Origin of the sequence: Kordia sp., assembly GCF_965224175.1 — a bacterium.
Taxonomy (GTDB): Bacteria; Bacteroidota; Bacteroidia; order Flavobacteriales; family Flavobacteriaceae; genus Kordia.
In genome coordinates, this window is record NZ_OZ245041.1 from 1,639,666 (window position 1) to 1,661,196 (window position 21,531).

Below are 21,531 nucleotides of genomic sequence, written 5' to 3' on the forward strand. Positions count from 1 at the left end.
TATTTTCTTTCTTACAGCACTCGTTTTCAATACTTTTAAACTCTATTAATCATTAAATTTTATTAGTATGAAAAAAAGAAATCTTAAATCGTTACGTCTTAACAAAAAATCTATTTCAGATTTAACACCAAACAGAATTCATGGAGGGAACGATTTGCCTTTTAGTTGGCAAAAATGCAGTCAAGTGATGTCATGCATCACATACACACAAGAAAATAATACTTGTAATACCTGTACTACTTATGCACGTTCTTGTACAAAACTATTGTGTGAGCCTACTATGGAATAATCTATTTTTATAAAATGAACTTTGATTCAGATTTAGTCGGAAGTTATTTTTCTTCCGACTTTTTTATGATATCGAAAGAACTATCAAATTAATCAACTTTATAAAAATCATACATTTGCATATACACTTCATTTTTCTTTGATTGAGTTTTACAGTATTTTAAAACTGATTAAAATATAAAAAGTCATTCAATCTCTTGAATGACTTTTTCCTCAACCAACCTAATAACTGATATCCCACCTTCAGCTATGAAAAAATTGCACGAAACCATTCGCTTGGTTTCACATTCAAATATAGCATGGATAGGTCTTAATTTGTTCTTAAGTAATTGCCAAAACTTGATTAAAGTTTTCACAGAGAAACGTTAATTTTTAAGAAACTTTCTTTATTTCGGAATTAAATCGCAATACCAAAAGGCATTATCCCATGTAGAACTATCTGAGGAACAGTTATCTTCCTCTTTTTTAGAAGGCGTATATGTTTTTAACACTTTTTCACCAATTGTAAAGTCTATTGGAGAAGAAAAAATAGGACCATCAAAGACAAAAGTATGAAATTCTCCATTTTCTCCACAAGGATCAACAGTCGAAGGCAAGTCATTTAAAAAATCTTCACCAAGTACTCTTCCCACAAATGATTCGTCTAAATACTTTGCATTGACACACACTGTAATTGCTTTAAAACCTAGCGAAAGAAGTTCTTTTAGTAAATCTCTGGTATTTTGTTTCCAGAGTGGAAAAACACCTGTAATACCTACTTCTTTTAGCTTTTTTTCACGATAAGCACGTAAATCTTCCAAAAAGATATCTCCAAAAATTCCGTATTTAAAATCTTGCTCTACCAATTGTTGTGTGGCTTTGCGCATTGTTTCATCATAATCGGACATGGTAACTTGCGCTGGGAAATAAACTTTTTGTAATGGTAATTGTAAACGTTCTGCTTGCGCATCTAGTAATTCCTCTCGTAAACCATGCATAGAAACACGTTCGTAATCTTTATTTACCGTAGTGATTAACTGAGTTACGTTGTATTCTTTTTGTTGTAAGATATGATATAAAGCCAAAGAAGAATCTTTTCCTGTGCTCCAATTAAAGTATGCTTTTTTCATCTGTGATTTTTCATGTTTTGGTCAGATAGAATTTACCGACAAACATTTTAATAGATTGTAAAAAATTGAGAATGTTTATTTGATGATTCTATCTATGCAATGAAACTTTGAATTGCCAATTGATAGCTTTGCATTCCAAAACCTAAAATTACGCCCTTTGCATTTGGTGAAATATACGATTGATGTCTAAATGCTTCTCTGCCAAAAGTGTTTGAAATATGCACTTCAACAACAGCGGTAGTTATTGCTTTGATGGCATCACCAATTCCTATAGAAGTATGTGTATATGCTCCAGCATTCAGAATGATACCGTCATAATCAAAACCTACTTCTTGAATTTTATTGATCAATTCACCTTCTACATTCGATTGATAGTAGCTTAAATTTACATTTGGAAACTGCTCCTGAAGCTCTTTAAAATAATCTTCAAAAGTTGCACTTCCGTAAATTTCTGGTTCGCGTTTTCCAAGCAAATTTAAGTTTGGTCCATTAATAATGATGATATTCATGGGAATTGTTTTGGTAAAAATACGAATTTCAACGTACAAAAAAAGAAGCCGAAGCTTCCTTTTCTGTATTACTATTATGTTTTAATTCTTTTACAAATTGAATAATGCTCCTACATTGAAGCTACTTCTTCTGTTTGTTACTGCATCTCCTCTATTATTTCTAAAAACATCTACAAGTCCAAACTGCTCTTGGTATTCAATACATAATTTTACTTTATCAGTGATTGGAAACTTGTATCCTATTCCTACAGCTAATCCTAGATCTGTACTTGAAAGCCCGTCTTTAACATCATTTCCAAATGCTGTTTCTTCTGCATTTAATAAAAACCCTGCATATCCACCAAAGTTTAAATACCATTTTCTAGTGCTTCCAAAGTGCCAGTTTGCCATTACAGGAATCGTTAAATAATTTAATTTAAAGTCTGCATCTGCTCGTACACTGTTTCCAGCTGGATCTAACGATTCAACAAAACCATCTCCCCAACCTTTTGAATCATAGATAAGTCCTGTTTTAATTCCCCAACGGTCTGAGAAATAGTATTCAAATGATCCTCCAAAGTTAAAAGATACTCTTGCGTCTGCGCCATTTCCTTGAATGTCTGATACAGTTACAAAACTAACTCCTCCAATAGCACCGAACTCAATAGCTCCTTGATCTTGTGTTTGCGCTTGCAACTGAGAAACACTTATAAAGACCAATGCAATACATACTACTAATTTTTTCATTTTTTAATCTGTTGTTAATTTGTGTTAATGCATTGCGAAAGTATTAATTTTATAAGGAGATTGACGTACGCTTACATATTTTTTCAAATTTTATCTTATCGTAAAAAATACCCAATAGAAACTTGAATGACTCCATTCGTATTTTTATCTGAGATTCCATCTACGTCATTTATATTAGACAAACCTGCATTGTAACGTGCACTAAAACTAAGTCCGTTGGTTAATTTATAACCAAGTCCAACATTCAACCCAAAATCAATATTTTTTACACCATCTTTTACATCCACATCTTCTCCTTGTCCTTTTTGCTTGGCGGAAAGTAAAAATCCTACTTGCGGACCAGCTTCTATACTCAATCCATTAGTAACGTAATATTTAGCAATAACTGGTAAATTCAAATAATTGTAACGAGCTTTTAAGGTTACAGCAGGTGCAGCTATATCTTGTAATAATATAAAATTAACATCTTGGTTTGCTCCTTGCTGCGAATAGACTAATTCTGGTTGAATTGAGAATTTTTCTGTAAGACTAAATTCAGACATAACGCCTAAATGTAAGCCGGCATGCATTTTTACTCCATCTGAATTGTCTCCATAAATACCAGCTAAGTTCAGTCCTCCTTTAAAACCAAAGGAAATTTTTTGAGCATTGGCAGTAGTAAACCCAATACAAAGTAGTACGAAAAGAATATTAAGTTTTTTCATTGACTTGTTGTTTTAATGATTGTTAATGTATTTACGAAAGTATTAAATATCTATCTATTGAAAGTATGTTGCATAAAAAAAGAGGAAGCAATGCTTCCTCTTTCCTTATTAAATATTTTCTATGCTTATTTCTTAGAAATGTAAAGCAAATCCAACATTAAATTGTAAAACTCCTTCGTCTGTGAAGTCTTCGTTTAATGAAATGTTGTAACGAACTCCTGGCTCAATAGAAACGTTGCTTCCGATAAACCAAGCGTAACCAGCTCCAACTCCTAACCATAATGGGTTTTCGTTAGCATCTTTAATAGAAGTTCCAGTTACATCTAATGATACAGGAATCATGCTTTTTACATAATACTTAGCTCCTAAACGGTACGAAAAGTTGTTTGTGTCAGCTAAAGAGTTAGATCCGTAACCAAGACCAGCTTTTACAGCTAAATCATCCATAATGAAGTAACCTCCATCTAAACCAATGTTAAATGTAGTTTCTCCATCTTGAGATGTAAAATAGATTCCAGTAGTTCCTAATACAGCGTTACCTGTGTTAGCTTCGATTAACCACTTTCCTTTTGCTGTTTGCCCTGTTGCCTTGTCGCTATCTTGTGCGTTTGCTGCGAAAGCGAATCCAAAAACAGCTACAGCTGCTAAAATAATTTTTTTCATCTTAAATAGTTTTTTAATTAATTCGGGTACAAAAAAACCACTTTTTTGTAAATTAACCTACATTTGTTAACTAATTATTAACATTATTTAAATGCAACCTTTTTTTAACATTCTGATAATCAATTGTTTATTTTTTAACATAATTTACCAAAAAAAGTAAGAATTTACACATGAAATGGACGCAAGCATTAAGAGATTTTAAACATTTTTTAAAAATTGAGCGTGGTTTATCAGATAATACTGTTGTTAATTATTCGCATGATATAGAAAAGTTGATTCGATTTATTGAACACAATAACATTCATCATTCACCTATTTCTATCGATGAAGATACCATGCAACAATTTATTTATGAAGTTGCAAAATTGGTAAATGCACGTTCGCAAACACGAATCATTTCTGGTTTGAAAAGTTTTTTTACGTATTTAGTCTTTGAAGATTATCGAAAAGACAATCCAATGGAATTGATTGAAGCGCCAAAGATTGGTAGAAAACTTCCTGATACTTTAGCATTAGAAGATATTGAGAAATTGATTGCTGCAATCGATTTAAGTAAAGCTGAAGGCCATCGAAATAAAGCTATTCTTGAAACTTTGTATGGCTGCGGATTGCGTGTAAGCGAATTGGTAGGTATGAAGTTATCTGATTTATTTTTTGATGAAGGTTTTATTAGAGTTACAGGAAAAGGTGATAAACAACGATTTGTCCCTATTAGTCAGTTTACACAGAAATACATCAATATATATATTAATGAATCACGTCCTTTTGTAAAAGAAGTCCCAGAGTTTAGTGATACTGTTTTTTTAAATAGACGCGGAAAACAACTGACGCGCGTAATGATTTTTACCATTATTAAACGCTTAACAGAAAAAACTGGATTGAAGAAGAAAATTTCTCCACATACATTTAGGCATTCATTTGCGACACATCTATTGGAAAATGGAGCTGATTTACGTGCTATTCAGTTAATGCTTGGACACGAAAGTATTACCACTACAGAAATTTACATGCATGTAGACAGAAGTCATTTGGCGAAAGTGATGGAAAAATTTCATCCTAGAACATAAAAAAACAGAAACCTCTTCGTTTAAAAAGATTTCTGTTTTTCTTCTTTTCAGCATTACTTTAGTTTAGCAAGTTTTCCAGCATTCTTTTACAGAACTTTTTTCTCCAACAAAAATGCTATTACAGTAACACATAAAAGATGACTCTATGGAAGATACTTTTCCTCCATAAGCATCAACTTGCTGTACTTTCGTAAGCATGTCAACGCCAGTTAGATTCAAAATTTTCTTTAACATGTCTGGTTTTATTTAGGTTATACCTAAAGGTACCAATAAATAAAAACGGTTCGCCATAGGTTTGCCATAAACTATAAACGTGAATACCGTAGTTTGAAAAACCTCGATATTCACGTTTACTATGAATCTATCTATGTTGTTTATTATCTATTTTGCAATATTTACAGCTCTTGTTTCTCTAATTACTGTAATTTTCACTTGCCCAGGATAGGTCATATCCGTTTGGATTTTTTGTGAGATATTGAATGATAATTCTGCTGCTTTTGCGTCATCAACTTTTTCGCTTTCCACAATAACACGTAATTCTCTACCTGCTTGAATTGCGTACGCTTTCTTTACTCCGTTAAATCCGAAAGCAATATCTTCTAAGTCTTTTAAACGTTGAATATAACTGTCTAATACTTGACGACGTGCACCTGGTCTTGCTCCTGAAATGGCATCACAAACTTGTACAATTGGAGACAATAACGAGTTCATTTCTATTTCGTCATGATGCGCTCCAATAGCATTGCATACTTCTGGTTTTTCACCATACTTTTCAGCCCATTGCATTCCTAAAATTGCGTGTGGTACTTCTGTTTCCGTATCTGGCACTTTTCCTATATCGTGTAATAATCCAGCTCTTTTAGCTAGTTTAGGATTCAATCCTAATTCGGCAGCCATCACTCCACAAAGTTTTGCTACTTCACGTGAATGTTGTAATAAGTTTTGTCCGTAAGAAGAACGATATTTCATTCTACCAACTGTTTTAATCAATTCTGGATGCAATCCGTGAATTCCTAAATCAATTACGGTACGCTTTCCTACTTCAATGATTTCTTCATCGATTTGCTTACGTGTTTTCTTAACAACTTCTTCAATACGTGCTGGATGAATTCGTCCATCAGTTACTAATCTGTGTAATGATAAACGTGCAATTTCTCTACGAACAGAATCAAAACAAGAAAGAATAATTGCTTCTGGTGTATCATCAACAATAATTTCAACTCCTGTGGCAGCTTCTAAGGCTCTAATGTTTCGTCCTTCTCTACCAATAATTCTACCTTTTACATCGTCCGATTCAATATTAAAAACAGATACACAATTTTCTACGGCTTCCTCTGTTCCAATACGTTGTATCGTATTGATGATTACTTTTTTTGCTTCTTGTTGTGCAGTTAGTTTTGCTTCTTCCAATTTGGTTTGGATGTAGCTCATTGCATCTGTTTTCGCTTCTTCTTTTAAGGAAGCTACTAATTGTTCTTTTGCTTCGTCTGCAGAAAGACCAGAAATTACTTCTAGTTGTTCTACTTGACTTTTATGTAAACGCTCAACTTCTGATTTCTTTTTATCGATGATATCTAATCGGTAATTATAATCTTTTACTTTAGAATCTAATTCTTGGTTGAGTTTCTTATTCTTTGATAATTCGCTAGATATTTGCGATTCTTTGTCACGAGTACGTTTTTCGGCTTCTGCCATTTTTTTATCTTTCGATAAGATAAATTTTTCGTGTTCTGCTTTTAGTTCAAGAAACTTTTCTTTGGCTTGAAGAATTTTATCTTTCTTTATATTTTCTGCATCTGCCTTCGCTTCTTTTAATAAAGAAGAAGCTTCTTTTTTGGCTTCTTCTATCATTTTAGAAGCTTGTTTTTTCTCCAAACTCTTTGCTATGACAAAGCCTATGATTATACCAATCGCCGCAACGGCGACTGCAATTATGATTGTAATATTATCCATCATCTATCGATCTTAATTATGTACTAATTATATAAAAAAAGCCTACATTGATTAGAGTTTTGTATAAACTCCAAAAAAACAAGTTTAGAGCTAACAGATTGATCAAGGATCCGCCCAAATATTAAAGCAAGTTTAATACTAGCAGCCTGCTTTTACAACCATGACTCACTCTTTTTAATTATATTAACGTTGAGTTTATCAAAAATAAAAACCAATGTAGGCAGTAACCTATTTATATTTTAAAGAACTTTTATGAACTAAGCTGCGCTTTCAATAAATCATCGAGCGCTTTTAATTTTTCTTCTAATGCGGTTTGATGGGTATCTTTATCTATGGCTTTTTGCTCTACTTGTGCAGCAAATTGTAAGGCACACATTGCCAATACATCTTGCTTATCTCTCACTGCATAGCTTTGCTCAAACTGTTTGATCATCGCTTCTATTTTTTTCGCCGCTTTGCGCAACCCTTCTTCTTGACTTGCTGCAATGGTTAGCGGATATACTCTATCCGCAATAGAAAGCTTTATTTTGAGCTTATTTTCCATAGTGTAAAGAACTATCTTTTTTATTCAGCCAATTGTGCAATACAATGGTCAATTTGCCGAATTAGTGTATTTATTTTAAGCTTAGCTTCTTTTTTGTTGTTATCACTGCCGAGCATTGAATTTGCAATTTTCAACGAGTTATACTTTTCTTCCCATTCTGAGATTTCTTCGTGTAAACGTTGTGATTCTTCCTTTGAATTGGTTAATTCTTGGCGTAATTGATGATTTCTTTGTTCCAAAACTTCAAGCCTATGGAGCATTTTACTTACTCTATTCTCAAGAGAATCAACAATTTTCAAAGTACTATTCATTACATTTTTATTCAATGCATACGGATACAAATTTAGCATTCATAAAATTAGTTCGCAAGGGTTTTGACTATTATTTAAAGTATTACTTTAAGATTCATACTTTTTTTGGTGCAGTTTTTGAATTTAAAGATTCCAAATTAACTAAGTATTAGCTATTTTAGCTTTTCAAACTCATTTTTGATTTATGTACAGACTGTTTTTTATTTTTTTATTTTTCTTTTCTTATACTTTTTCTCAAAATACATATCCAAAGAATGATTTTAGATCGCCGTTAGATATTCCTATCATTTTATCGGGAACTTTTGGCGAATTGCGAAGCAATCATTTTCATTCCGGAATTGATATTAAAACGAAACAAAAAGAAGGTTTTGAAGTCTTTGCGATTGGTGACGGACATGTGTCTCGCATAAAAATTCAACATTGGGGATTTGGAAAAGCATTGTATGTAACGCATACAAACGGTTATACTTCCGTGTATGCGCATTTAAAAAAGTTAGCGCCGAAGCTAGAAGCATATTTAAAGAAACAACAATATAATAAAGAGAGTTACGAAATTCAATTGTATCCAAAAGCAGATGAATTGGTCTTAAAAAAAGGAGAAGTTATTGCTTATTCTGGGAATAGTGGCTCTTCTGGCGGACCGCATTTACACTTTGAAATACGCGATGCAGCTTCTAAACCTATGAATCCGATGTTGTTTGGAATTGATGTAAAAGATTCTCACCATCCAACTGTAAATGGTGTATTTGCCTATGCTTTGTCAGATTCAGCCCAAATCAATTCATCTAATAAGATTGTTCAATTACAATTAAAAAAAGGAAAAGAGAAAAATAGTTTTATCGCTTCAAAAGTATATGCTTCTGGTGAAATTGGCTTGGGAATTAATTCTTACGACCGACAAGATTTAGCTTTTAATAAAAACGGAATTTACCAATTGGAAAGTTTTGTTAATGGTATAAAAAACTTCAGCTATACATTCAATAAGTTTTCATTTGGAGAATCGAGATACATTAATACCTTAATTGATTACGCTCGTTTCAAAGAAAAAAAGCAACGTGTACAACGCTGTTTTGTAACTCCTGCAAACAAGTTGAGTATTTATGACGGAGTTGTCGATAACGGACGCATTCAAATAGAAGAAGGAAAAGAATATACAGTTGTTTTAAAAGTAAAAGACTTTAAAAATAATATTACGACAATTACAGTACCGATTGTTGGTAAAACACAAGCCATTAAACAACAAAAGAAGGAAATCATTACAAAGAATTATATCACGCGAAATGCAGAACATGCTATCAAAGAAGGCGACGTAAGTGTATACATTCCGAAAAATACATTTTATGAAGATTTTTATTTCACGCTGTCTAGAGATAAAAAAGGACGCTACAAAATTCACAATGATAAAGTAGCGGCACATAAAAACTTTGTGATCTCGTTTGATGTATCTAAATATTCTGCAAAAGAGCGCAAAAAAATGTTTATCGCAAGCCTAAACAGGAAGAAAAAACCTTCCTATAGTAGAACTAAAAAGAAAGGACCAAAATTTACCACAAGCACCAAAAATTTAGGCACGTATTTCCTAGCCAAAGATTCAGTTCCACCAAAAGTGAAACCTATTAATTTTGCGAAAGACAAGTGGATTTCTAGTAAAAAGTATTTAAAAATTAAAGTAACTGACGATCTTTCTGGTGTTCGTAGTTATCGCGGAACGATTAATGGAAAATGGATTTTACTTGAATATGACGCAAAGAAAGGCATGCTAACTTACGATTTTAACGATATTATTTTTGCAGAAGCAAAACATAATTTAAAGTTGATCGTTACTGATAATGTTGGAAATAATACTACTTTTACCAGCACATTTTATAGAAAAAATTAAAAACCCATACTATTGAAACCAATACGATATATACTTTTCTTGAGTTTTTTATTGTTTGCTAATTTTATGATTGCGCAAACTGCTACCGTGAGAGGAGTTATTTTAGATGCAAATAATAAACCTATTGAAGCTGTAAATATTAAAACTTCGGCAGATAAAGGAACACAAACCAACAAGAATGGTTTTTTTATGATTACCATTCCGGCGAATCAAGAAATAACGATTACATTCTCGCATATTTCGCATAAACCTATAAAACTTACCCTGAATTTAAAGAATGGTGAAGATTACGATTTTTATCCCGTAATGTCTGAATCTGAAGAATATATTGGAACCGTTGTCCTCGATTCTCGAAAACGAAAAGCCGTAGAAGGTATTCAAACACTTTCTGCTGAAACAGTTCGCTTAATTCCCGGTGCAAATCCCGGAGTAGAGAATTTAGTGATGTCGCTTCCTGGTGTTAATAATAATAATGAATTGAGTACACAATATTCAGTACGTGGTGGAAACTACGACGAAAACCTTGTGTATGTAAATGAAATTGAAGTATATCGTCCATTTTTAATTCGTTCGGGACAACAAGAAGGTTTGAGTTTCGTGAATTCAGATATGGTTCAAAATGTAGATTTTTCTGCTGGAGGATTTCAAGCTAAGTTTGGTGACAAGCTTTCTTCTGTATTAGATATTACTTATAAAAGACCTGTTCGCTTTGGCGGAAGAGTTAATTTGAGTCTTCTTGGCGGAAGTGCTTCTATTGAAACGTCAAGTAACGATAGTAAATTTTCTACAATTTCTGGAATTCGTTACCGCGACAACAGTTTGTTGGTAAATAGTAAACAAACAGAAACGAATTTTAGACCGCGTTTTGTAGATTTTCAAACGTACTTAACGTATAAGTTTTCAGATAAGTTTCACTTGAACTTTTTAGGAAACGTCGCTTTTAATGATTACGATTACGAACCATTAACACGACAAACAAATTTTGGAACATTACAAGATCCTATAGCATTATTAGTATTCTACGAAGGTCAAGAAGAAGATCGTTACCGCACGTATTTTGGAGCTTTGAAAGCAAATTATTTTTTGAATGATGATGTAACGTTAAAATTCATCGCTTCTGCGTATCATACTACTGAGCAAGAACATTTTGATATTTTAGCACAATACCGATTGGGTGAAGTAAACTCAAATATTGGAGATGAAGATTTAGGAAATGTAGAATTTAGTGAAGGAATTGGTTCGCAACTCAATCATGGTAGAAACGATTTAGATGCATTAATTTTTAATGTAGAACACAAAGGAACGTATGAGATTGATGGTGACGAAAACCAAGTAGATTGGGGAATTAAGTACACGCATGAAGATATTCGCGACCGTTTAATTGAATGGGAAGTGATTGATTCTGCTGGTTTCTCCATTCGTCCACCATTACCTGATTTTATAAACAATCAGCCATACGATGCTTTTGAAGGTCCTTTAGTACCTTTCCAAACAGTTAGAGCTAGAAATAATACACAAATTGATCGCGTTTCTGGATTTGCTCAATGGAGTAAACAATCTATGCTTGGCAATCATGAAGTATATACCAATATTGGAGTCCGCGCACACAGTTGGACAGTAAATGGAGATGGAATTCAAAGTAAGACACAAGCTGTTGTTAGTCCGAGAGCGCAAATTGCCATCAAACCAGATTGGAAACAGGACATGCTATTCCGCTTGTCGGGAGGATTTTACCATCAACCACCATTTTACAGAGAATTACGTGGCGCTGATGGTGTAGTAAATCCGAATGTAAAAGCGCAGCAATCAATTCATGTTGTATTAGGAAATGATTATAGTTTTAAGCTTTGGAACAGACCTTTTAAATTGACAACTGAAGCTTATTACAAAAACCTATCAGATGTAAATGCGTATACTATTGAAAATGTACGTATTCGTTATCGTGCTGATAATATCTCTAAAGCTTATGCGTATGGTTTAGACATGCGTCTGAATGGTGAATTTGTTCCTGGAACAGAAAGTTGGGTAAGTTTTGGTTATTTGAAAACCGAAGAAAATATCAATAATCGTGGTTACATTAGCAGACCAACTGATCAACGTTTGAAGTTTGCTGTGTTGTTTCAAGATTATATGCGAAAGATTCCTAATTTAAAATTATACTTAAATCTGACTTATAATACAGGATTACCTGGTGGATCGCCAAGTTATTCTGATCCGTATTTATTTCAGAGTGAACTACCTGATTACAAGCGTGCAGACGTAGGTTTCTCATATGTCTTGGTAGATCAGAAGAGACAATATGACAAAGGTCACTGGCTTTCTGCTTTTAAGGAATTGAATGTCGGTTTTGAAATTTTCAATGTATTTGATGCGCAAAACTCTATTACTAATACTTGGGTTCGTGATGTATATACAAAACGTCAGTTTGGAATTCCAAATTTCTTAACAGGACGTGTGTTTAATGTAAAAATGGGAATGCGATTTTAGTTAAGTGTTTTAGAAGGAATTTGGGACTTGATCTCACTAATAAACTCTATTTACAATTATAGACTGCTTTTTGAAATTGAAAAGATAAATTAAAATGAAAAAGATTGTTATACTTTTAGTTGTATTCTTCGGGATTCAACAAAGTAACGCACAGAAAAAGATTTACCTAAGTGATAAGTTTGAAGAGCTTTCAAAAGATCACAAGATAATTGCTATTTTACCTTTTCAAACGAAATTAAATCTTAAGTCTGACAAAGATTCTTACAGCGAAGCACAGATTCAAAAGTTAGCACAAGAAGAAGGTGTTGCTGTACAACAAGCGTTGGAAAGTTATTTTTTAAACCGAAAACGAAAAAAGAAATTAAAGATTGAATTTCAAGACATCAATACCACTAATCGTATTTTAAAGAAAGAAGGAATTACTTCAGAAAACATTGATATTTACGCGCCTCAGGAATTGTGTAAAATTTTAAAAGTAGATGCTATCATTAATGGTTCGCTTACATCTCGCTTATTGCTTTCTAAGGAAGTTGACACTTCTTTTGACTTGATTACTTTTTTAAAAGGAAAGTCTGATTACGGTAAAATCATCATTAAACTGAGTGACAAGAATACAGGAAAATTGTTGTGGCGTTATGAGAAAACCATCAATCGTAAGTCTGGAAAAAACACCTCAGCAATTATTGATAAAATGATGCGTAAAGCGAGTAGAAAATTTCCTTATGAAGAGAAACGTTAAGTTTTATCTGCTTCTTTTATGACTTGGATTTTTATATTGTTTTTGTAAATACTTTTTTCAGTAACAACACCATTTTTATCTTTTTTGACGACTTCTCCGTTGAGTTTACCGTTTTCCCAAACTCCTGATAGACTTTCTCCGCTATTGAAGAATACTGTACCTTTTCCGTGTCGTACGTCGTCTTTCCAAAAGCCTTCATATTTTTGACCATCTTCCCATACATAAGTTCCGAAACCGTTTCTTTTATTGTTTTTCCAATCGCCCCAATATCCTAGCGTTGGTTCAAACTTCATTAAATATGTATTTGGATTTTTGAGTTCTTTGATTGTTTTAAATTTGTTTGGATACCTATCAATTGCAGGAAGTAGATATTTGCTTGTGGAAGAATATCCTAATTGATCAACCACTACATGAGTTACATTTTTACTTTTTAGATATTCAATTTGCGCTTCCTCATCTAAAGTCCGCAAGTAATTGGTCACCTTTTTTTTGGAGAATAAATAAAATATTCCTTCTTTTCTAACGGAAGTTACTGAGTTCTCATCAGTATTATCACGAATCCATTCCGCAATAGCGAAATAGTTTTTATAATTACTATTGTATACGCCTTCGGCTTTTTCTTTTAAGCTTGATATAGATCCTGTTCCATAGATAAAAATCCAACTTCCAAAGATGATTATAGTCAAAACTGAAATTAAGTACTTTTTTTGTTTAGTAATGACTTGATCACTGAGCGCCTTCAACAACTCAGCAATTGCGTAAACTATTAGAAAAATTAACAAAGGAATTACGGGTAATAAAAAGCGTGTTCCATACCAAACACTTGGCCATAACATTAGCAATGCAAAAAATGTTAGAATGTACAAAAAGATGAATGTTCTATACTTTTTGAGTCTAAATATCCCAAATATGATTACAGCAATGATAGAAAAACCCAATAAAAATGCTGTTACAGAAAAAGTATTGGTGTATGTAATATCTCCTGAAAAAACGACACTTGAAGGAATTTCTTTAGCGATATACCTTTCAATATTTAAAAAAACACGTTCAAAAAGTCCTAAAAAATCAACTTGACCCAATTCTGGTTGATATGGATTTTTCAATAGTAATTGAGAAATATAAGTATTTCCTGACGACTCTCTATTTCGAATCATCCAAGGCAAATATAATATAACAAAACCACCTAGTAGGCTAAATAAATATTGCCAATGTTTTTTTAGACATAAAAACGCTGCAAAACTCACAATTAATGCTAATCCTACAGAACGAATGTAGAATGAAAAAGATACACATATGATCAATAAAAGGAAAAGCCAATTTTTAAAAACTGGTTTTGAATAATTGATATTTAAAAATATCCATAAGCAAAGTAAGGAGAAAAATAGAAATGGAATTTCGCTCATCATTATTGTAGAGAAACCTAAAATATGATAATTGAGAATTGTTAAAATTGAAGTTGCAAAAGCAATATGATCATTTTCAGCAAGTTTTTTTACGATAAAGAATAACAATAAAATAGCTCCAAAAAGTAAAACACCATTGCATCTTTTTATCGTAATAATATTATTTGAGAACACGTTACTCACAGCAGCAATCAACATCGGATAGCCTGGCGGATAGTGATAATGCGCTTCTTTTTCTTTGTGATGAATATTTGTATAACCTTCTCCATCTGCAATGGCGTTTCCTAGAATGTAATAACTAACATTATCACCAACAAGACTTACTTTCTCATCAAAAATACTAGTGTATATTTTGAGAAAAGCAAGCGTTAGTATCAAGATGTAAATGATGCTAACAAATCTAGGATTTGATATACTATTTTTTATCATTATAATTTTAAAGGCTTCTAATAACCATGTACTAAATAATGCTCAATATAAAGATTATTTAAAAGATAATTACGACTATTTTACTTGTAAGTATGGTGCAAAAAAAAGCGAATTCTTTTTTTGAACTCGCTCTTTGTATTATTATACTACTCTGATTTTTTAGTGATATTACGAATTTGCGTATTCGTGTAATGTTTGAATCAAGTAATCGATTTCTTCTTTGGTATTGAACTTTGAAAACGAAAAACGCAATGATGGTTTTTCTAAATCTTCATCACTCAAAATAGCTCTTAACACATGTGAACCTTTACTGCTTCCAGATTGGCAAGCACTTCCTTTAGAACAAGCAATTCCTTTTAAATCCATATGAAACAATAACATCAAGGCTTTTTGCTGATCGAATGGCAAACATACATTAACTAAAGTATAGGTGCTTTTGGTATTTTCATGACAGTTTCCATTGAATTTCACTTCTGGCATCACTTTTTTAAGTTCGTCCATAAAGTATTTTTTCAAACCTTCAACATATGCTTTTTCTTCTGCTAGATTATCGTATGCTAAGCGAAAAGCTTCTTCCAAGCCTACTACATTATGTACAGCTTCGGTTCCTGCTCTGAATCCACGTTCTTGTGAACCTCCAAATATTAATGGTTTTAATCCTGAATCTTTACGAATAAAAGCAAAACCTATTCCTTTAGGTCCGTGAAATTTGTGTGCAGCAGCAGCTAAAAAGTCAACTGATGTTTTTTGAAGATCCCATTCATAGTGTCCAATAGATTGTACGGTATCTGAATGAAATAAAGCACCGTATTCTTTGCAGATTCCAGCAACTTTATCTACATCTAAAAGATTTCCAATTTCATTATTTACATGCATCAAGCTCACTAATTTTTTAGAATTATCTGCTTTTAGCAATGCTTCTAGATCATTATAATCAGGAGTTCCACACGATTGCAATTTTACATAAGCTACTTTTATATCGCTTTCTACTCGCAATTGCTCTACCGTGTGTAATACGGCATGATGCTCTATAGGAGAAGTAATAATTGTGGTAACACCTAAATCTCTAACAGAACAACGCAAAGCCATATTATCTGCTTCAGTTCCTCCGGAAGTAAAAATGATTTCCTGCGGAGAAGCATTTAAATATTTAGCTATCGTTTTACGCGCTGTTTCAATAAGCGTCTTGGATGATCGTCCGTAACTATGTGTTGAAGATGGATTTCCATAATTCTCTTCTAGTGCTTTTTTTATACGATCTACAACTTCTGGTCGAATTTGTGTCGTTGCTGCACTATCAAAATATACGTTTTTCATTTTTAGTTGATATAAATAGGGTTGGGTCTAAAAAAGATGCACAAAAATAGTCTAAATAAAATTATTAACAATATGTTTAGGAATAATATAGAGTTTTCTTATACTTTTGCTTTACAGTTTGATACTAAATTTTTAATTACAGATTTAATGAAAAAAATATTGTTGCTCTTAGTGCTTGCGTTTACTTTTTTTAGTTGTGATGATGGAGATTTAACACTAGAAGAAATTGACTTGACAACTACTGCTGATGTAGATGCGTGTACGATACAATCTGGAGTCACTTTATTATTCAAGATTAATGCTTCAGAAAGCTTGATTTTAGAAGCGCCTGCCGATTTGATTATTAATGAAGTTACAGAAGATGAAGAATCAGTACGCACAAAAACATTAAATAGTCAGGCATTCTGTTACTACAGAAGCTTTGAAAGTAACATCACTACAGGTTATTTCTGCGATGAATTACCTTCTGATATTGGTATTACGTTAGAATATACTGCAGTTTCTGGAACCGTAGAAGTAACAACTACTGAAGCTTTAGAAGGAACTGTTTTGACAGGATATGATCATTTAATTATCCTTAAAGATGTTGTATTTACTGGAACTAACGGACAAGATGTTCGTTATGCTGAATTTGAATACGGCATGGTAACTACGCCTTTGGAGTAAAATCTATCTCGGATTTTGATAAATATATACTTCCGTTGCGCCTAATCCATATTTTTGGTAATTAGCATCGTAATATTTCACATTATCGTATCTACGAAAAAGGTATTCAAGTTCTTGTCGTAAAACACCTTCACCAACTCCATGAATGAAAACTATTTTGGGAATACGTTTGTGCATTGCAAATTCTAGTTGTCGCTTTGCTGTATCGGTTTGTAATGTTAGCATGTCATAATTGCTCATTCCTTTATAGGTTTTTGTCAATTGATGAATGTGTAAATCAACTTCCATGACCGTTTCTACACGTTCTTTTCTAGTTTTCTCTAAAACACGTTTCGGTTTTTTGGCAGCTTCTTTTTCCTGAATTGCATTGTATATTTTTTGATTTGATAAATCAATAGCAATTTCATCAACAGCAACTTTCACTAATTCTGCAGCTTCAAATTGTAATGGAAAACCTTCATCTGTTTCAATGGTAATTGTTGTTCCATTTACAGCAGTAACTCTTCCCTTTATAATATCATCAATGGTTTCAACCTGATCGTTTATTTGAAAATTCATAACGTATCTCGTTTACTCTTCTTCCTCTTCTTTAGCATATTTTTCTCTGTTAAAATACTCTTCATTATCATATGCTTTATGCTTGTTTGAGGTTTGCATAGAAGTTACTTTATACAATCCAAACATCATCACACAAACTGCTATAACCGTAATTACGATTTGTTTTTCTCCTTCAATATAATCTCGAAAGAGCAATATTCCTCCTCCAATAAATACCAATAGAAAATATAATGTAGTTTTATTTTTAAATTTCACTTGACTTAATTTACAGGTACAAAAATACTATATTCTTCCACAGAAAACCTATTTATTGAACCAACGGAAGTTTTAAAACCTACCTATCTTCAATATAATTGAAAAAAATATACATTTTTGCGTAACAAATTTGATGAATTAATTACTTATCTCTCGATTGAAATGCCAAAAAGTATTTTTTATCTTTATAGAAACTAATTTAAAAATTATTGTAGTGACTCTATTAACGCTTTTTTCTTCGTCTGGTCTAGAAGAATATATGCTTCCTTGCTATACAAAACAGTACTTTGGCATTGACTGTTTTGGTTGTGGTATTCAGCGTTCGCTGGCGTTAATTTTACAAGGTGAATTTGTGGAAGCCTTTAAAATGTATCCTGCAATTTATACACTAATACTACTTTTTGGAGTTATCGGTGTGAATATTTTTTATAAATTTAATTATGCACAGCGACTTATTCGTGATTTAGCAATTATCAGTTTTGTTATTATTGCGATCAATTTTATTATTAAACATGTAATTAATTAACTAACTAAATTATATAAATATGAATTCTAGAAAATTACCTAATGCAACGCTAATTGTCGTCCTAGGAGCTTTGTCTATTGTAGGTTGTTGTTTTTATAACATCGGACTTATTTTAGGGCTTGTTGCTATCTTTTTTGCAATGAAAGACACAAAAATATACCGAGAAAACCCTGATGGTTACGATAACTTCTCTACGGTTAATACTGGAAAAATATTAGCTATCATTGGAGTTGTAATTAACCTAATTACTTTGTTATTCTTTATTTGGGCTTTAACTACTTTTGGTTGGGAAGCACTTCAAGATCAAGAAGAATTACAAAGATTAATTCAAGAACGTTACGGTCAATAATCAACTTTGACTATCATTATAAAAAAGCGGATACACTAAAAATGTATCCGCTTTTTTATGTTATTATTTTGTAATCTACGACTACGTTGCTGCAACGATTCCGCCTATAATGGCAAAACCAAATATCAACACATAAATCCCAATAATGACTAACATTGTGATTCCTATAAACTTAAAAAATGATTTTAAGTTAGCGAATGCAGCTGTTAAATCTTCAGTATTTTTTTCGATTAGTGCCGCTTTCATTTTTCTTGAAAATTTATATAAATAAAATACAGGAAAAAAGTAAAGTACTGCCATCAATAAATATATCAATCCAACAAATGCTAATGGAATTCCTTCTCGTTCAAACGGATTGGAAGCATTATTAAATGCTGAAGACATTACTACGATGAGTACTGAAAACAAAACGAATAATCCAACAAGAATAAATCCTACGATTGAGAGCATAAATGCCCATTTTGCAGTTTCCCGCAAGTACTTTTTTGAAATTTCGTTTAATCGTAATTCGAAATTATCGAATACTGAATTGTCTTCTTGTCGTATTGGCACTATTCAAATTCTTTTAATGTTTTTGTAATGATAGCAACACATTCTAGTAACTGCTCTTTTGTCATGACTAATGGTGGAGCAAAACGAATGATGTTTCCATGTGTTGGTTTTGCTAATAATCCATTGTTTTTTAAAGCTACACAAATATTCCAAGCCGTATCACTGTTTTCGTCATCATTGATTACGATTGCATTCAATAATCCTTTTCCTCTTACAAGGTTTACAATACTACTTGTTTCAATATATTTGTTTAATTCACTTCTAAAAAGTTCTCCTAATTGGAATGCGTTTTCTGCTAATTTTTCATCAGTTACTACTTCCAAAGCTGCCATTGCTACAGCTGCTGCTACTGGATTTCCTCCAAAAGTTGATCCGTGATTTCCAGGACGAATAACGCTCATTATATCATCATTAGCCAATACTGCAGATACAGGATAAGCTCCTCCAGATAATGCTTTTCCTAAGATTAAGATATCTGGTTTTACTTCAGGCGTATCGCTACAATTTTTCTTCTCACAAGAACAATTTCCACAAGTAGCTAATAATCTTCCTGTACGTGCAATTCCTGTTTGTACCTCATCTGCAATAAACAATACATTGTGTTTTTCACATAATGCCTTTGCTTTTGCTAAATATCCTTCTGATGGCACATAAACTCCAGCTTCACCTTGAATTGGTTCTACCATGAATCCACCAACGTTTGGATTATTTGTTAACGCTTCTTCTAATGCTTCAATATTATCGTAAGCAATTTTGATAAATCCATCTGTATACGGTCCAAAGTTTTTACGTGCTACAGGATCATTTGAAAAAGAAATAATTGTCGTTGTTCTTCCGTGGAAGTTGTTTTCACATACAATAATTTCTGCTTCATTTTCTGCGATTCCTTTTTTCTCGTACGCCCATTTTCTACAGATTTTCAGAGCAGTTTCTACCGCTTCAGCTCCTGTATTCATTGGCAATAATTTGTCAAAGTTAAAATACTCTGATGCAAATTTTTCATAACGTCCTAACATGTCATTGTAAAATGCACGAGACGTTAATGTAAGTGTTTGTGCTTGAGACACCATCGCATTCACAATTTTTGGATGACAATGTCCTTGGTTTACTGCTGAGTATGCAGAAAGAAAATCGTAATATTTTACGCCTTCTACGTCCCAAACATGTACGCCTTCTCCTCTACTCAAAACCACTGGAAGTGGATGATAGTTGTGCGCTCCATACTTGTCTTCTAATTCAATTGCTTGCTGAGATGTTAATTGTTCTAAAACAGCCATTTTAATAAAGTTTTAAATGATACATAAAATAACCATTCCTACTCTACCTTTATCCTTTCGAGGAATCGAAAATTCAGCGTGGGAGAGAAATCATCCCTAGAGACTTGCAAAATACTAAATATTAAATTTGAATTAAAATTTATTGTATTCGATTTTAAACAACTGGCTTATTTATAGCTTTTCTTAATACAATCCTTGTGGGTTTATCAATTTGTTTTCATTCCTTTGAAAGGATTCATTATCAACCAAATCTACTACTTATAACTCACTCTGATATTTTAGACGACAATGATGACACTTGCAATTCTAATCGTTTCATTTCACGTAAAATGGCACGTTTATCCATTTGCATCCAGGCATATAATTTGATCATTGACATAAACATTGCACAAATTACAATCCCCAATCCCCATTGTATAAGTTCGTTTGTTTCTGTCACGTTAAAAAACTGAATAAAGCAATATATCATGAATCCGAAAACTCCTAAATTGACAATGTTCATAATAACAGCTAACCAGCCTAGTTTTCCTTTAAAAATACTTCCGATAGATCCTAAAAGACCTTGTTCATCTAATTCTTCATAAAACTTTGCTTCTTCTTGCGTAAGTGTTTCTTTTATTAATGTATCTATATCTTCCATTGTACTCATAATTTCTATTTTTTTAATTGTTTTTTTAATTGTTTTTTTAATTGTTCTCTAGCATGATATAAGCGTGATTTTGCAGTTCCAACTGATATTTCTAAAATTCGAGCAATGTCTTTTAAAGAATATTCATGTACATAAAACAATCGGACGATTTGTTGTTGATTTGTCGATAGTTCTTGTATGGCAACTTTTAATTTTTGCTTTACCAGCGATGTGTCTGTTGATGGAATATCACGTATGGATTTGGTGACTTTGTAATCGTTTGTTTGTTGTTTTTGTTTTGATATTGAACGTGTCCAATCGATAGATTTTCGATGTACAATACGCAATGCCCAACTTTTGAATCGCTGTGGATTTTGTAACGTATCTACTTTATCAATAATCAAACTCCAACTGTCTTGTGCAATGTCTTTAGCTACTTCTGCATCTTTGACAATCCAATATGCGTGATTACAAAATGTTTTGTGAAAACGCTTTACCAAAATTGCCAAGGCTTTTTGATTACCTTTTGTGTATTGCGCTACCAATTCACCATCCGTTATGTGATTTTTTTTATGCATAAAAAACTTCCGTC

25 protein-coding genes and 1 other RNA gene are annotated in these 21,531 nt (G+C 32.5%); 8 read left to right on the forward strand and 18 right to left on the reverse strand.

Features of this window, described 5'->3' with window-relative positions:
- Positions 1-67 precede the first annotated feature (67 nt).
- On the forward strand, positions 68-289 hold the full coding sequence (locus ACOQOS_RS07200) for a hypothetical protein (RefSeq protein ID WP_420574298.1): 222 nt from the start codon (positions 68-70) through the stop codon (positions 287-289).
- Between the two features lie 385 nt (positions 290-674).
- Here the strand turns inward: ACOQOS_RS07200 and ACOQOS_RS07205 are convergent, their stop codons facing one another.
- From ACOQOS_RS07205 to ACOQOS_RS07225, 5 genes are all read right to left on the reverse strand, one after another.
- Positions 675-1,397, reverse strand: a complete 723-nt coding sequence (locus tag ACOQOS_RS07205; protein WP_420574299.1) for a diphthine--ammonia ligase — start codon at positions 1,395-1,397, stop codon at positions 675-677.
- 92 nt (positions 1,398-1,489) lie between these two features.
- The gene (gene aroQ / locus ACOQOS_RS07210) at positions 1,490-1,906 is read right to left on the reverse strand and encodes a type II 3-dehydroquinate dehydratase (RefSeq protein WP_420574300.1); all 417 of its coding nucleotides are present in this window, start codon (positions 1,904-1,906) and stop codon (positions 1,490-1,492) included.
- 90 nt (positions 1,907-1,996) lie between these two features.
- Positions 1,997-2,632, reverse strand: coding sequence for a porin family protein (locus tag ACOQOS_RS07215; RefSeq protein WP_420574301.1), 636 nt, complete (start codon positions 2,630-2,632; stop codon positions 1,997-1,999).
- 95 nt (positions 2,633-2,727) lie between these two features.
- Positions 2,728-3,336, reverse strand: coding sequence for a porin family protein (locus ACOQOS_RS07220; protein WP_420574302.1), 609 nt, complete (start codon positions 3,334-3,336; stop codon positions 2,728-2,730).
- 132 nt (positions 3,337-3,468) lie between these two features.
- Complete coding sequence (locus ACOQOS_RS07225; RefSeq protein WP_420574303.1) at positions 3,469-3,999, reverse strand: hypothetical protein; 531 nt, start codon at positions 3,997-3,999, stop codon at positions 3,469-3,471.
- A gap of 170 nt (positions 4,000-4,169) precedes the next feature.
- On the opposite strand from ACOQOS_RS07225, the gene xerD reads away from it, so the two are divergent.
- A complete protein-coding gene (xerD, locus tag ACOQOS_RS07230) occupies positions 4,170-5,066 on the forward strand; it encodes a site-specific tyrosine recombinase XerD (RefSeq protein ID WP_420574304.1) in 897 nt (298 codons plus the stop codon).
- Between the two features lie 63 nt (positions 5,067-5,129).
- On the opposite strand, the gene ACOQOS_RS07235 is transcribed toward xerD, so the two are convergent.
- From ACOQOS_RS07235 to ACOQOS_RS07255, 5 genes are all read right to left on the reverse strand, one after another.
- Positions 5,130-5,300, reverse strand: a complete 171-nt coding sequence (locus ACOQOS_RS07235) for a hypothetical protein (RefSeq protein ID WP_420574305.1) — start codon at positions 5,298-5,300, stop codon at positions 5,130-5,132.
- Between the two features lie 147 nt (positions 5,301-5,447).
- Positions 5,448-7,019, reverse strand: a complete 1,572-nt coding sequence (gene rny / locus ACOQOS_RS07240; RefSeq protein ID WP_420575136.1) for a ribonuclease Y — start codon at positions 7,017-7,019, stop codon at positions 5,448-5,450.
- Positions 7,020-7,084: 65 nt separating this feature from the next.
- Positions 7,085-7,214, reverse strand: a non-coding RNA gene (ssrS, locus tag ACOQOS_RS07245) — 6S RNA.
- Positions 7,215-7,269: 55 nt separating this feature from the next.
- The gene (locus ACOQOS_RS07250) at positions 7,270-7,563 is read right to left on the reverse strand and encodes a cell division protein ZapA (RefSeq protein WP_420574306.1); all 294 of its coding nucleotides are present in this window, start codon (positions 7,561-7,563) and stop codon (positions 7,270-7,272) included.
- Positions 7,564-7,583: 20 nt separating this feature from the next.
- Positions 7,584-7,874: a hypothetical protein gene (locus ACOQOS_RS07255; protein WP_420575137.1), complete on the reverse strand. Its 291-nt coding sequence runs from the start codon at positions 7,872-7,874 to the stop codon at positions 7,584-7,586.
- 184 nt (positions 7,875-8,058) lie between these two features.
- Between ACOQOS_RS07255 and ACOQOS_RS07260 the strand changes: the two genes are divergently transcribed.
- From ACOQOS_RS07260 to ACOQOS_RS07270, 3 genes are all read left to right on the forward strand, one after another.
- Positions 8,059-9,753, forward strand: coding sequence for a M23 family metallopeptidase (locus tag ACOQOS_RS07260; protein ID WP_420574307.1), 1,695 nt, complete (start codon positions 8,059-8,061; stop codon positions 9,751-9,753).
- Between the two features lie 66 nt (positions 9,754-9,819).
- Complete coding sequence (locus ACOQOS_RS07265; protein ID WP_420575138.1) at positions 9,820-12,240, forward strand: TonB-dependent receptor; 2,421 nt, start codon at positions 9,820-9,822, stop codon at positions 12,238-12,240.
- A gap of 94 nt (positions 12,241-12,334) precedes the next feature.
- Positions 12,335-12,979: a hypothetical protein gene (locus tag ACOQOS_RS07270; RefSeq protein ID WP_420574308.1), complete on the forward strand. Its 645-nt coding sequence runs from the start codon at positions 12,335-12,337 to the stop codon at positions 12,977-12,979.
- Here ACOQOS_RS07270 and ACOQOS_RS07275 read toward each other — a convergent pair.
- Positions 12,976-14,811 carry a phospholipid carrier-dependent glycosyltransferase gene (locus ACOQOS_RS07275; protein WP_420574309.1) on the reverse strand — a complete coding sequence of 612 codons (1,836 nt, stop codon included), beginning with the start codon at positions 14,809-14,811 and terminating at the stop codon, positions 12,976-12,978. The two genes, ACOQOS_RS07270 and ACOQOS_RS07275, sit on opposite strands and share 4 nt — an antisense overlap.
- Positions 14,812-14,979: 168 nt before the next feature.
- On the reverse strand, positions 14,980-16,128 hold the full coding sequence (locus tag ACOQOS_RS07280; protein WP_420574310.1) for a cysteine desulfurase family protein: 1,149 nt from the start codon (positions 16,126-16,128) through the stop codon (positions 14,980-14,982).
- Positions 16,129-16,275: 147 nt separating this feature from the next.
- Between ACOQOS_RS07280 and ACOQOS_RS07285 the strand changes: the two genes are divergently transcribed.
- On the forward strand, positions 16,276-16,794 hold the full coding sequence (locus tag ACOQOS_RS07285) for a hypothetical protein (RefSeq protein WP_420574311.1): 519 nt from the start codon (positions 16,276-16,278) through the stop codon (positions 16,792-16,794).
- Between the two features lie 3 nt (positions 16,795-16,797).
- Here ACOQOS_RS07285 and ACOQOS_RS07290 read toward each other — a convergent pair whose 3' ends face one another.
- Together ACOQOS_RS07290 and ACOQOS_RS07295 are read right to left on the reverse strand one after the other, a co-directional pair.
- Entirely contained in the window at positions 16,798-17,352 is a 555-nt protein-coding gene (locus tag ACOQOS_RS07290) for a Smr/MutS family protein (RefSeq protein ID WP_420574312.1), read from the reverse strand.
- 12 nt (positions 17,353-17,364) lie between these two features.
- Positions 17,365-17,607 carry a hypothetical protein gene (locus tag ACOQOS_RS07295; RefSeq protein ID WP_420574313.1) on the reverse strand — a complete coding sequence of 81 codons (243 nt, stop codon included), beginning with the start codon at positions 17,605-17,607 and terminating at the stop codon, positions 17,365-17,367.
- Between the two features lie 214 nt (positions 17,608-17,821).
- Here ACOQOS_RS07295 and ACOQOS_RS07300 point away from each other — a divergent pair, with 214 nt between their 5' ends.
- Together ACOQOS_RS07300 and ACOQOS_RS07305 are read left to right on the forward strand one after the other, a co-directional pair.
- Positions 17,822-18,133 carry a DUF2752 domain-containing protein gene (locus tag ACOQOS_RS07300; protein WP_420574314.1) on the forward strand — a complete coding sequence of 104 codons (312 nt, stop codon included), beginning with the start codon at positions 17,822-17,824 and terminating at the stop codon, positions 18,131-18,133.
- Between the two features lie 19 nt (positions 18,134-18,152).
- Entirely contained in the window at positions 18,153-18,482 is a 330-nt protein-coding gene (locus ACOQOS_RS07305; RefSeq protein WP_420574315.1) for a CCC motif membrane protein, read from the forward strand.
- Positions 18,483-18,563: 81 nt separating this feature from the next.
- Here the strand turns inward: ACOQOS_RS07305 and ACOQOS_RS07310 are convergent, their stop codons facing one another.
- The 4 genes from ACOQOS_RS07310 to ACOQOS_RS07325 all read right to left on the reverse strand — a co-directional run bounded on the left by ACOQOS_RS07310 (position 18,564) and on the right by ACOQOS_RS07325 (position 21,517).
- Positions 18,564-19,034: a DUF5362 family protein gene (locus tag ACOQOS_RS07310; protein ID WP_420574316.1), complete on the reverse strand. Its 471-nt coding sequence runs from the start codon at positions 19,032-19,034 to the stop codon at positions 18,564-18,566.
- Positions 19,034-20,311: an ornithine--oxo-acid transaminase gene (rocD, locus tag ACOQOS_RS07315; RefSeq protein WP_420574317.1), complete on the reverse strand. Its 1,278-nt coding sequence runs from the start codon at positions 20,309-20,311 to the stop codon at positions 19,034-19,036. Before rocD ends, ACOQOS_RS07310 begins: the two co-directional genes overlap by 1 nt.
- 265 nt (positions 20,312-20,576) lie before the next feature.
- Complete coding sequence (locus ACOQOS_RS07320) at positions 20,577-20,960, reverse strand: DUF6768 family protein (protein WP_420574318.1); 384 nt, start codon at positions 20,958-20,960, stop codon at positions 20,577-20,579.
- A gap of 5 nt (positions 20,961-20,965) precedes the next feature.
- Positions 20,966-21,517, reverse strand: a complete 552-nt coding sequence (locus ACOQOS_RS07325; protein WP_420574319.1) for an RNA polymerase sigma factor — start codon at positions 21,515-21,517, stop codon at positions 20,966-20,968.
- Positions 21,518-21,531 lie beyond the last annotated feature (14 nt).